The following is a 12284-nucleotide window of genomic DNA, read 5'->3' as shown; positions in this document are numbered from 1 at the left end:
GCGAATCCATTGATATAATTTCCATGTGTGTCTCCTTTCTGCGACTTGTGGTCGCTGAATTAGGTTTTCTCATGCGGCATTTTAACCGCAAGAGGAGACACACGCTTTCATAAAATCATTGCGAGGACACCTAAGGTGGACGAAGCAATCTCAATTTTTCGGATTAGTAGAGGTTCCTTTTAATTTTACAGAGGGGGTTTGTTTCTGTGTTATCATTCCGGCGATGAAAAGGATTAATATTATCGAGGCGAAAGCGCTCAAAAAGGCCGTTACGCCGAAGGGTTTATTTGTAAGCACCGCGTAAATTTTTACAATCGCGGCAATCCCCGCCGGTCCTGCGAAAAATATCGGTATATTTTTTAATTTTTTGAAATTGAGTTCATAGGCCAGTGACAGGTATTTAATCCATGCGATAGTTACAATCGCAAAACCGGCCAGATAGGCCGAAGCTTCGAATATTGAGTTCTGTGTTATAAGCCGCGACCTTACAAGGGCCGGCAGGAATAACATCGAAACAGAAACAAGTATCATTGTTACATGGGTACTTTGCAGAAGGGTTACCAGCAAAAATGCAGCGGCAATTCCTCCGAAATTTGAGGCCATATCCGATAAATCGAACGAGCGCCTTGCAAAATGCTGAAGCGCCTCGTCCATAACCGCGTAAAGACTTACAATCCCCAGCAAAAGCCGGCTTTTCAGCCCTCGCCAGCGGGCTTTTTCGCCGAAACTGCTGCCCAGCCATAAAAGAATTGTAAGGGTCATATATGCGGCAAAGTGCATTGTTTTGTCGCTGACACCCATTTTTCTTGTCCAGCCGGGTACGGGAATATGTGTGGCGATAAATATACTCAGCCAGTAAAATACCAGTATGATTGTAAAAAACTTTTTTTCTTTGGTTAATCGCATAAAGGATTTTTCTAAAGGTTGTTTTTATATCATATTTGGTTATCATAAAACAGTTAATTTTCAGGAGTAGTATATGTTTGAGTCTTTTGCAAGAGAGCTTTCACAGGAACCTGTCTGGACATTGTTCGGTCTTGTCGGCCAGTTTACTTTCGCAGGCAGGTTTATACTTCAATGGCTTGTAAGTGAATTTAAGAAAAAATCGCACGTCCCGATATCATTCTGGTATCTGTCTATAATAGGCAGCATTATATTGCTTATTTACAGCTTCCACAGGTCGGAACCGATTTTCATCCTCGGCTTTTCGCTTAACACGCTTATTTACTTTCGGAATCTGCATCTTATTTACAAACACAAAAAAGTTGGCCGGGTTGGTCCGCTTGAAAAAGATGAAGACTGATTGTCGGAGGGTTTTAAAATGAAAAAAATATTATTATTTGTTCTGTTATTGGTTTTGAGCATCCCGGCTCTGCCTGTAAACTCCGCTCCTACTGTAGCAATCATGAGGCTGCCTGACCAGGATTTAAACGGCAGATTTTCGCTTGAACAGGTGATTAAAAATCGCAGGAACATCAGCGATTTTACCGCTCAGGAGCTTAAGATTGAACAGATTGGACAGTTATGCTGGTCGGGCCAGGGTATAACAGACTCTGCCGGCGGATTGAGGACCACTCCTTCTGCCATGGATATTTATCCGATGCAGTTGAATGTAGTACTGCCGGACGGTTTGTATGTTTACGACCCGAACGGCCACAATTTAATCAAGCAGATTGACGGCGATATCAGGCCAATGCTTTTTGGTGCTGTTTTTAGGCTGCCCGTGGTGAAGAATTCTCCGTGTATCTTTATAATTTCCGGTTCCGCAAGGAAAGTTGAAGTCGAATTACGCGGCAGAGGCGAAAGATTTATCTGTCTTGAGGCCGGCCGAATCGCGCAGAATCTCCAGCTTCAGGCCGTTTCGCTTGGTCTTGGTTCTATGCCAATCGGCAGTTTTGATTCCAGGACCGTCGCAAGAGTCTGCAGGCTTACTGAAGACCTTGAGCCTGTATATATGATTTGTGTCGGCAGCCCGGCCCAAAAGACATTTCTTGAGCCTGTTTTGTCACAGGGATACGCACCGATTGTTCGCCAGACTGCTCCTGTTCGTCCCAGGAGGGCTGTTATTATTGTGCCCAGTCAGTATTTCGAGGATAAGGAATTTTTTGGCACACAGGAAGCTCTCCAGATAGCGGGCATTGGGGTGGATATCGCAAGTTCGATAAAGGGTGATATAAAGGGCATTGAAAAAAATGTTATAAAATCAGCAATGCTTGTCGGGGATATAAAAATTGATGATTATGATGCTTTTATTTTCATCGGCGGCCAGGGCGTGAAAGAATATTTTGCCAACAATGCCATATTAAAACTCGTGCGGACGGCAAATGAAAATAAAAAAATTCTCGCTGCCATCGGTACTGCTCCGGGAATATTTGCCAGTGCCGGTATCGTAAGGGACAAAAATATTGCAAGTTTCCCGTCGCAGCGGCTGAATCTGATTAATGCCGGGGCGAAGTGGCAAAGGAAAGGTCTTCAAATTGACGGCAATTTAATTACAGCCGACAGTCCCGGTACATCGGGCGGCCAGAATGAATCGAGGCGCTTCGGGGCAGCTATCGTGCAGATGATGAAACAGCAGGGCGGCTAAATAAATTTTGAAGGTAGATTGAATAACTGCTTCTGGACGACGGGTAAAAAATCGGATTTGTTCCCGTCTATACCCTATACCCTATACCCTAATTTACCATTTTCGTCTTATAGAAACTCCGGCGGCGATGAGTTCGTCCTTTATTTGTTTAATTGTGAACTTTCCCGTATGAATCATACTCGCTATAATCGCCGCGTCTGCCTTGCCTTTGGTAAATACGTCAATCAGGTGCCGGCTTGTTCCGCCTCCTCCGCTCGCTACTACCGGTACACCGACATTTTCCGCGATTAATTTGGTAAGGTCTATTTCAAAACCTTCCTGTGTCCCGTCGGCATCGACGCTGTTGATGACGATTTCGCCCGCGCCGAGGCCTTCGGCCTTTTTCGCCCACTCCAAAGCGTCAAGTCCTGTTCTGGTTCTGAATCCCTGTATTGTGATTTCATATCCGCTTGGAAACTTATTGCTTTTTTCGACTTTTACAGGGTCCATCCCGAGCACGATACATTGAGCGCCGAATTGTTTTGCGCCTTCGGAGATGATATTCGGCTTGCGCACCGCCAGAGAATTTACGCTGACCTTTTCGGCCCCGGCCAAAAGCACCTGCCTCATATCTTCGAGATTTTTTATTCCGCCTCCAACCGCGAATGGTATATGCACCGCCTCTGCGACCTCGCGCACCATACCGATGTCAATCGGTCTTTCTTCCGCAGAAGCCGTTATATCGTAGAAAACCAGCTCATCGCATCCGCCGTCGCTGTACGCTACCGCCATCTCAACAGGGTCGCCCAGGTCGATATTGTTCTGAAACTTTACGCCTTTGGTTACCTTGCGGTTTCTTACATCCAGACACGGTATTATTCTTTTTGTCAACATTTGTTATTTAATTCTCTGTGTTCTCTGTGAGCTCTGTGGCTATTTTCCGTCCCATCTGCCGAAGTTTTCAAGCAGTCTCAGACCGATTCGCCCTGACCTTTCAGGGTGAAACTGTACCGCGGCAAAATTTCCCTTTCCCGCCGCGCTGGCGAAAGTTGCGTCAGCGTATTCGGTCTGACCGATTATGTGATTTTTATCGCTGCACGCCGGATAGAAACTGTGTACGAAGTAAAATTCGCTCAGGTCCTCAATCCCGTCAAAAATCTGGTGTCCTCTGACGATTTTTACGGTGTTCCAGCCAATCTGCGGAATTTTGCAGAGTTTATCAGCCGATTTGAACTTTTTTACGCTTCCCGGCAAAATGCCGAGACATTCTGTCCCGCCGTCTTCTTCGCTTGATTCGAACAAAACCTGCATTCCGATACATATCCCCAAAAATGGAACGCCGTCAGCAATTACCTTTCTGATAGGTTCGACTAAGTTCAGTTCTTTCAGGTTGTCCATCGCGGCCTTGGCCGCCCCGACTCCCGGAAAGACTATTTTTTCTGCGCGGATAATTTCCTCCGGCCTGTCGGTGATTGTAACCTCCCGGCCTATACTCTCGAAAGCAAGTTTAACGCTTGTCAGATTTCCCGCTTTGTAATCGATTATTGTTATCATTTTTTCTGCCTTTTTGGTATTATATGATATTATTTTTATGGAGACAAGTTTTATGCTTAAAGGAATACCGGCGATTATTTCGCCCCAGCTTTTGGCCTGTTTGTCTGAAATGGGTCACGCCGACGAGATTGTCATTGCCGATGGCAATTTCCCTGCCGCTTCTATGGCAAAAAAACTCATTCGTTGTGACGGCCACGGCGTACCTGAAGTTTTAAAAGCCGTTTTGAAGCTTTTCCCGCTTGATATTTATGTTGAAAAGCCTGTCGCTCTTATGGAAGTTGTTCCCGGCGACAAAACCAAACCGGTTATCTGGAAAGAGTATAAAAAAATTATCGAATCCAGCGGTGAAAAGTTCGACGATTTTGAATTTGTCGAGCGGTTCGAATTTTACGAACGGGCAAAACAGGCCTTTGCCGTTGTCGCTACCAGTGAATCTGCTCTTTATGCGAACATAATTCTAAAAAAAGGTGTTATAAAAAGCTGAATTACTTCTCGCCTGCCAGCACTTCCGCGACATTCAGACTATGGTCTTTTATTCGTCTGTATGAATTGAGCATATCCGTATAGATAAGACTTTTCAGCGGAGTAGCCTTGCCGCTGCTGACTCGGGACAGATGTTCTGTTCGGTATCTTTTCATAAGTTCCGTTATGGATTTGCCTTTGCTCTCTGCCGTCGGGAGTATATTTGTATCGTCGTTTTCAGTCGCTTCATTTACAAGTTGAATATATTCAGCTACATTATCGTGCAGGTCCATTATAGCCGCCAGACCCTCAGGGGTTATTTTCTGCTCTGATTGGCGGAGTTTAATATTCAGCTTCAGAATATTGGCTATATAATCGCTTACGGATTCTAATTCATCGGCCATTCTCAACTGTCTGCGGCTTTCCTCGGCTACTTCATGCGGAATATTGCCGGACATTATATTGCTGATGAACTCGATGATTTCTTTCTGCATTAAATCCAGTTCACCTTCTTTTTCGAATATTTGTTCCGCTTTTTCCTTTTGTTCGTCCGGCGATAAGATGACTTCTTTCAGCGTTTTCATCATTTCCATTACTGCCGAACCCATTCTTAGGATTTCTCTTCTGGATTGTTCTATAGCAAGTGCAGGTGCGTCGAACATCCTGACATCCAGCGCCGTAAGTCTTGGTTTTTCCGGCACAGCTTTTTCCGGCACGAGCCGGCAGAGCAGATTGACCAGCGGCCGAAGGAACGGCAGGAATATAAGGGTATTGAGCACATTAAAAACCGTGTGGGTGATAGCTATTGCTTCCATCATATGGGGATATGCAGTTATGCCGTCGGTTACAACCAGCGTAGATGCTGCCACTCCGCTGTGCCATTGTATAAACGCCTGGACAGCTTTTATGTAGGGGAAAAATACAGGAATAATCAGCAATACGCCTATGACGTTAAATAGCGTATGGGCCCACGCTGCCCTTCTGGCGTTCGTCGATGCTCCAAGCGAGGCCAGCAGTGCCGTTACGGTCGTTCCTATGTTTTGTCCCATCACCAGCGCCGCCGCTGTGGGATAATCGATCACGCCATTGAAGGCCAAACTCATAGTGATACCGATTGTGGCCGATGACGACTGAACTATGCCGGTTACAATGGTTCCTGCGAGAACGCATTTTATTACGCCGATATAAGAGGTCGGCGAAAAACGCGAGAACCACTCCTGAAATTCCGGCATTCCTTTCAGCGGGGCGAAACCATTCTTCATCAACTCCAGACCGAAAAATACCATTCCAAGCCCCATAAGCGCCATCGCCGTATAACGAATTTTATCTTTTTTAGTAAAAAGATAAAACATTGCAGAAACGCCCAGAAGAGGCAGACCGTATTCGCTTATTTTTATAACCAAAATCCACGCTGTTATCGTTGTGCCGATATTTGCCCCGAAAATAACACCTATCGCCTGTGTAAGGTTCATCAGGCCGGCATTTACAAGGCCTACGACGATTACAGTGGTAACCGAACTCGATTGAATAACAGAGGTGACCAGCACGCCTATTCCGCAGGCCAAAAGACGGTTATTTGTAACAGCGTTTATAAGTTTGCGCAGCTTATCGCCTGCGACCGCCTGCATACCCTCGGAAACATTTTTCATTCCGAGCAGAAATATGCCCAGTCCGCCGATGATGCCGAAAACCATCAGCATTATTGTATTACTGTCCATAGCCGCCCTGTGATTGAATCGTTAATATTTGATTAGAATTTAGTTAGGGAGTATATCATTGCCGCCTGCTTTCGCAAAGTCAAAAAAGGTTGCAGAATACAAAAAAACTGTTATAACCTACTTAAAATCAGGGAGTAAAGCAAATATGGCAAAAAAGATATTGTACAGTTTCGTTATCGTATCAGTTCTGGCTGCGATTTCTTTACAGTCAGGCTGTGACAAGCAAACCGCTAAAAGCACAAAACCAGTTCAAAAGGATGAAAAAATAATGACTACACAAGACAAGGCCGTAACAAAGGTTAGAATCGAGACAAGCAAAGGCGATATTATAGTCGAGCTTAACGAGCAAAAAGCTCCGGTTACCTGCAAAAATTTCCTGTCGTATGTCGAGGATAAATTTTATGACGGCACGATTTTTCATCGTGTTATAAAGGGCTTTATGGTTCAGGGCGGCGGAATGACTGCGGATTTGCGCCAAAAATCTGTCAAGCCGTCGATTGTCAACGAAGCGAAAAATGGCCTGAAAAACGACCGCGGCACAATCGCTATGGCCCGCACACCGGACCCCGACAGCGCAACATCGCAATTCTTCATCAACCACGGCGATAATGAATTCCTCAATTACGGCGTTCGTGACGAAGGCTATGCCGTCTTCGGCAAAGTTGTCGAAGGTATGGATGTTGTCGATGCGATAGCGGCTGTGCAGACCCGTCCCGGCGATGTACCTGCCGAAACCGTTCTAATTAAATCAATCAGAGTCGAATAACACAAAAACACACTTTTTTTGATAAAAATCGCATTTTTTGCTTGATTTTTGTTAAATATATGGTATAATACACCAATAGTTAGGCTTAAAACTAACAAAATCGGATGCCTAACTATGGAAATCCGAAATTCTAAATCCTAAGCACTAAACAAATTCAAAAATTCAATTACCGAAAGTTCAAAACGGTTTTAAGCCTTTGAAAATTTGTGTTTTGGATTTGTTTCGAATTTCGTAATTCGAGCTTCGAGTTTATATTAAATTTTCATTTCAGTAGGAGACATTCCAATTTATCTTGACCCTCATATCAAAGTTCCTGTGCTTAAAGAATGGTTTTCTGTTTGTCTTGCTCTTCTATACAGAAAAATCCGCTATGGCTATACGTTCAGAAGAATCCTTCTCACGCAGGGTAAGTACGCTATTGTTGACCCTGAAGATTTTGACGAGCTTAATCGATACAAATGGCACGCCAAAAGTGGCGGCAATACTTTTTATGCCCATCGTGTAATATATTCCCACGGCAAAAGTAAAGGTAGGCCTATGCATCGTCATATTATGTCTCCTCCTCCCGGCCTTTTTGTTGACCATAAGAACCGTAACGGCCTGGACAACCGAAAGGCGAACTTAAGATTTGCAACTCCCGCCCAGAACTGCCATAACCGGAAAATAAGTAAAAAAAATAACAGCACCTCGGCATATATAGGCGTCAAGTGGTGTGAGTATCACAAAAAATTTCGCGCTATTATCACCCATAACGGCAAAAAAATTCACCTCGGCTATTTCGACGATGAGATAGAAGCCGCCCGTGCGTACGACAAAGCCGCTATATTGTATCGTGGTGAGTTCGCAGCTTTGAATTTCGGTTAACAGAGCCCCGAATGTAAATGAGGTGGTAATCAAAGCCCGGCGAATACGCGGCATTAAATTTCCCATAGTATTTAATCACGGATTTCACTGAGTTATTTGACTGTGAAAAAACTTGCTTTTCTTTCCACTTTAACGATATACTACTTCATTATAATGGAAGTAAGTATGTGCCCCCAGATTGGAATTTAAAACGTGCTGGAAGAAGAAAATCAAGGAATTGGGCATAGCTATGCCGATATGTAATAGAGTATAAATATAAGATTTGTGCCAATGGGAAGGTTTTTTTGGTAGCACAAAATAGCTTAATTTCGCAGGTTCAAACGAATTTGAAGCGGTGCGGGTATTCAAATGACCTGTTGCGGCCAGATTATGTCTATGAGGATAACACCGGCAAACAAACTATTGCATTAGCGGGATTTGCCAAACCTGTATATGATTCTCGTACGTCATGTGTTTCTGTAGTTCAATGTAATGAGTTGCTTGGAACAACTGAAAAATATGTGAACCAATACCGTGGATTTGGAGCACCTGTTATATTTGTCTGTTGCAATGGAATGCTTCAATGGTGGAATATTGGAACAAGTGGGGCAAAACTTAAAGAAACGATTTCAAAAAATAATATTAATTCTTTTTTTTCTTCGCACAAAAAAGACTTTTTACCTGACAGAATTTGGCGTGCCAAAAATCTTGGGCGTGTCGATATAAGTCAACAACTGAGCTTTGTTGACATTGGATTGATGCCTTTGTTGGAGCACGAAATGGGAGAGCGTCTTGGTGGATTGATGAAAAGAGTCATCGGTCAACTTCGTAATGGTTTTGGAGATAAACAATTGGAACAGCCCCAAAATCAACGATGGATATTCAGAGCGGCGTTTTGGCTTCTTTGTGCTAAGATTCTCAAGGATAAGAGAGTGAGAGGATTTTTAGGGTTAAACCTGGGTGACGTAGAAAGTGTGCTTAAGGCAGTCGAAAATCATTACCGAGCTCAAGAGCCTGTAAATGTTCGAACTAAACAACAAGCTCAATCTCTTGAAGAAGCTGCAGAGCAAATCAAACAATTTGCCGACTTGAATAATCTGACGACCGAAGCTTTTGCGTATATGTATGAAAATGTACTTGTTGATAAGAAGCTAAGATCGGCTCTTGGTATTCATGCGACACCCTCATATCTGGTTGATTATATTGTATGGCAACTCTGGCCGTGGATTGAGCAGATTCCACAAGAAAAACGAGTCGTGCTCGAGCCTACATGCGGTCATGCACCATTTCTTACCGGAGCGATGCGACTGCTGCGGGAACTTTTTAAGGGTGACGAGAAAGCATTCCACGATTATGCAAAAAAGCAATTGATTGGGGTAGAGACTGATTCTTTTGCACTGGAGATTGCACGATTATCCTTAACTATGGCAGATGTACCTAATCCGAATGGATGGGATATTGTACAAAGTGACATTTTTAAGAGCGACATACTAAGGAAGAAAGCTGAAAAGGCGATGATCTTATTATGCAATCCGCCTTTTGAGGATTTTACGCCGGAGGAACAGCTTACTTGCAGAAAAGCAGACCAAAAACTTAATTCTTTTAACAAAGCAGCGGAAATGTTATGGCGAACCCTGCCTTATATGCAAGAAGGTTCGGTTTTTGGAATTATTCTTCCAAGAGGATTTTTGGATAAGCAAAATATAACTAACCTACGGAAAATGATAGTAAATGACTTTGAAATTCAGCAGATATGTAATTTACCAAAAGGTGTTTTCAGCTATGCAAATCACGAAGCTGTTGTAATATGTGGGCGAAAGTTGTACCTCACTACAAAAACAGTTAGTATTAATAAGAACGATATTCTTTACAGACGTGTTTTTAAAGATCGATTAAAACAATTTTGCGAAAAGTATGAAGCTCAAGATCAGATTATTCCCCAAACTCAATTCATGAAAAATCCTACATATACATTAAAAGTGATTGAGTTAGGCGAGATATGGGATTACTGCATAAATCACTATCCAAAGTTAGGATCGATTGCCGATGGTGGGCAGGGTTTGATCTACAAAGGCGAAGAAGACCTTCCGAAAGGTGCAAAAACATACGATAAGAAAAAATTTACAGGGGCTGTTAGAGGATATGCATTGTTTAATGATGATATTAAACTGCATGGGTTGCCCGATAAATATTGGATGAATCTCTCAAAAAATGTTATCCGACGCCCTTTGTGGGGGACTGAAACAGGTAAAGCGCAAATATTAATAAACTATGCGCCGGTCAGTGAGGGACCTTGGAGATTAAAAATTCTTATCGATTCCAAAGGATATCCTATTAATGGTCGGTTCTTAATTTTTCGACTAAAAAATACTAATTGGTCACTTAACGCACTATGGGCGATATTAAATGGGCCATTAGCAAATGCGTTTATATTTACACATACGACTGACAGAGATATTGCAAAAGGAATTGCATCAAAAATACCAATCCCATCGTGTTCAGAGTCGGACATAGAAAGGCTTAATGAATTAGTTGAAAAATATTTCGGATTAATGACAAAATTGGATTCAGGATTTACAAGTGATATTTTAGATAAGGCAAAGCAATTATTTTTGTTAATTGATGCAGAAGTGTTGCGATTATATGATTTACCACCAAAGATGGAGAAACGGATTCTGAATTTGTTCCAGAGTAAACCAAGAAAAGGCGTGGATTTTGATTTTAAAGGTTATTATCCAGAGGGTTTTGAATCTGCTGTGCCCCTGCATGAATACTTGTCCGAGGAATATCAGCGGTCAACAATTACCTTCGCAGATGAATGGGTTAGAAAACATCAGTCACCGGAGATAAATAAGGTTTTGTGTGCAGCAACAGAGGCTTTCGAGGAGAAGGCAAAAGATGCGTGATTTTCTTGTTGATACAAATATCTGGGGATATTGGTTTAATCCTGATCAAGAACCGTGGCATAGCAACGTACTAAAGCGTGTTGCTGAACTCAAACAACAATGTAAAAATAGCAAAGAGTCATTTAAAATTTGGATTTCTTCAGTAACGTGGGGGGAAATAGAATTCGGCTACCGCGTGCAGAAAAAGAAAGACGGTTCCTTAGAAACGCAATTCAGACAGTTTGTTAATGATGTTGCTCCTATAGAGTATAAAATTGACAAACATGTTACATTACAGTACGGACGAATACGAGCAATGCTATTTGAGAAGTTCGGAGGAGATAAAAAGGTTGCGGGACGTAGGCCTGAACAACTCATAGATCCTATTACTTCGCTTCAGCTTCAAATTCAGGAAAACGATCTTTGGATTGTTTCTCAAGCTATAACAAGAAATTTTACTCTGGTTACAAACGATACTAAATCTTTACGACCACTTTTAGATGTAATAGGCAAAGAATTATATCTTGAAAATTGGGCAGTAGGGAACCAATAAAAAGTGGATGTTTATGGTTCGGTAAGAAACAGCAAACTCATAATTTTTATTTCAATACACAATCGCCGCGTAGCCGACGCTTTCCTTGCCGGGCTGGTTAAATTTTCTCTCCATAACCTCGTTACTGTGAGTATGGGCAAGTAAAATGCCTTTCGTTTTGCCTAATGCCTTAGCTGCGGTAATTGCCGCCGCGGCCGCGCCGGGCCCGCAGGCGTTCTGCTTCTCCATCGCTTCGGTTAATATCTGCTGAGCCTTCATTTCGATAGCCAGATTTATAAACGCCTTGTCATTGACATTTTTTGCCCATTTAATTCCAGACTCTCCGATACCCTGCGGATTAAAACCATATCCCGGCCCGTAATGTGTCAGGTCGGTTGAGCCGATGCAGACTATTTTTTTATCCGGCGCCGATTTTATACATTCAGCCGCATCGTTTCCAACCGCGATGGCCGAATCTGCCGGCGGCGTCAGGATTGGTACGATTTTCGCATCTTTGAAAAGGTACTGAATGAATGGGATTTGCACTTCGATACTGTTGCGTTCGTATTTATGGGCGTCGGGGTTCGATTTAGCGACTCGGCTTTTTTTGATTATTGCCGCGGCCAGTTCTTCATCGATTTTTATCTCGCCCAGCGGCGTGGCCCAGCTTCCCTTATCATAGACGGCCGCGGCCGAGCCGAAATGGCTGTGTGTCGCTCCGAATATGACGAAGGTATCGACGGTTTTGTTTGCCTTTTCGATTGCTTTGAAGACCATTCCTGTAAGGTCGCCGCTGAATGTCCAGCCTGCGTGGGGTACGATGCCGGCAACGATTTTTTCGGGTAATTTGGCCGTTACTGGACGGTCGGTGATGCAATCGGCGATTTCTGACCGGCATTGTTTCTCCGTGCCGGGGTAGAACTGGCCGGCCACGATTGGTTTGCGTGCTGCCATAAAA

Annotated in this window: 13 protein-coding genes; 7 read left to right on the top strand and 6 right to left on the bottom strand. The window is 43.3% G+C overall.

The annotated features are described in order from the left end of the window. Positions 1-150 precede the first annotated feature (150 nt). Complete coding sequence (locus WC496_12565; GenBank protein MFA5293848.1) at positions 151-906, bottom strand: VanZ family protein; 756 nt, start codon at positions 904-906, stop codon at positions 151-153. Positions 907-979: 73 nt separating this feature from the next. On the opposite strand from WC496_12565, the gene WC496_12560 reads away from it, so the two are divergent. Together WC496_12560 and WC496_12555 are read left to right on the top strand one after the other, a co-directional pair. Then, complete coding sequence (locus tag WC496_12560) at positions 980-1303, top strand: lipid-A-disaccharide synthase N-terminal domain-containing protein (protein ID MFA5293847.1); 324 nt, start codon at positions 980-982, stop codon at positions 1301-1303. Between the two features lie 18 nt (positions 1304-1321). Beyond that, a complete protein-coding gene (locus WC496_12555) occupies positions 1322-2587 on the top strand; it encodes a DJ-1/PfpI family protein (protein ID MFA5293846.1) in 1266 nt (421 codons plus the stop codon). Positions 2588-2680: 93 nt separating this feature from the next. Here WC496_12555 and hisF read toward each other — a convergent pair whose 3' ends face one another. Both hisF and hisH read right to left on the bottom strand, forming a co-directional pair. Further along, positions 2681-3460, bottom strand: a complete 780-nt coding sequence (gene hisF, locus WC496_12550; GenBank protein ID MFA5293845.1) for an imidazole glycerol phosphate synthase subunit HisF — start codon at positions 3458-3460, stop codon at positions 2681-2683. 39 nt (positions 3461-3499) lie between these two features. Beyond that, positions 3500-4120 carry an imidazole glycerol phosphate synthase subunit HisH gene (gene hisH, locus WC496_12545; protein MFA5293844.1) on the bottom strand — a complete coding sequence of 207 codons (621 nt, stop codon included), beginning with the start codon at positions 4118-4120 and terminating at the stop codon, positions 3500-3502. A 52-nt stretch (positions 4121-4172) separates the two neighbouring features. On the opposite strand from hisH, the gene WC496_12540 reads away from it, so the two are divergent. Further along, a complete protein-coding gene (locus WC496_12540) occupies positions 4173-4604 on the top strand; it encodes an RbsD/FucU domain-containing protein (GenBank protein ID MFA5293843.1) in 432 nt (143 codons plus the stop codon). Between the two features lies 1 nt (position 4605). Here WC496_12540 and WC496_12535 read toward each other — a convergent pair whose 3' ends face one another. After that, on the bottom strand, positions 4606-6300 hold the full coding sequence (locus WC496_12535; protein ID MFA5293842.1) for a Na/Pi cotransporter family protein: 1695 nt from the start codon (positions 6298-6300) through the stop codon (positions 4606-4608). A 145-nt stretch (positions 6301-6445) separates the two neighbouring features. On the opposite strand from WC496_12535, the gene WC496_12530 reads away from it, so the two are divergent. Further along, on the top strand, positions 6446-7066 hold the full coding sequence (locus WC496_12530; protein ID MFA5293841.1) for a peptidylprolyl isomerase: 621 nt from the start codon (positions 6446-6448) through the stop codon (positions 7064-7066). A 351-nt stretch (positions 7067-7417) separates the two neighbouring features. On the opposite strand, the gene WC496_12525 is transcribed toward WC496_12530, so the two are convergent. Further along, a complete protein-coding gene (locus WC496_12525) occupies positions 7418-7615 on the bottom strand; it encodes a hypothetical protein (GenBank protein MFA5293840.1) in 198 nt (65 codons plus the stop codon). Here WC496_12525 and WC496_12520 point away from each other — a divergent pair. From WC496_12520 to WC496_12510, 3 genes are all read left to right on the top strand, one after another. Further along, positions 7604-7930 (top strand): AP2 domain-containing protein, encoded by a 327-nt coding sequence (locus WC496_12520; protein ID MFA5293839.1) that lies wholly within the window; start codon positions 7604-7606, stop codon positions 7928-7930. The genes WC496_12525 and WC496_12520 overlap by 12 nt on opposite strands. A 284-nt stretch (positions 7931-8214) precedes the next feature. Then, positions 8215-10815 carry an N-6 DNA methylase gene (locus tag WC496_12515; protein ID MFA5293838.1) on the top strand — a complete coding sequence of 867 codons (2601 nt, stop codon included), beginning with the start codon at positions 8215-8217 and terminating at the stop codon, positions 10813-10815. Next, positions 10808-11347 (top strand): type II toxin-antitoxin system VapC family toxin, encoded by a 540-nt coding sequence (locus WC496_12510; GenBank protein ID MFA5293837.1) that lies wholly within the window; start codon positions 10808-10810, stop codon positions 11345-11347. Before WC496_12515 ends, WC496_12510 begins: the two co-directional genes overlap by 8 nt. A gap of 51 nt (positions 11348-11398) precedes the next feature. On the opposite strand, the gene amrB is transcribed toward WC496_12510, so the two are convergent. Beyond that, positions 11399-12280, bottom strand: a complete 882-nt coding sequence (gene amrB, locus WC496_12505) for an AmmeMemoRadiSam system protein B (GenBank protein MFA5293836.1) — start codon at positions 12278-12280, stop codon at positions 11399-11401. Positions 12281-12284: the final 4 nt, after the last annotated feature.

It is taken from the genome of Phycisphaerae bacterium, assembly GCA_041652575.1.
Lineage (GTDB): Bacteria > Planctomycetota > Phycisphaerae > Sedimentisphaerales > UBA12454 > UBA12454.
The sequence above is the reverse complement of the archived record's forward strand: the minus strand, read 5'-3'. Positions and strand labels throughout refer to the sequence as shown.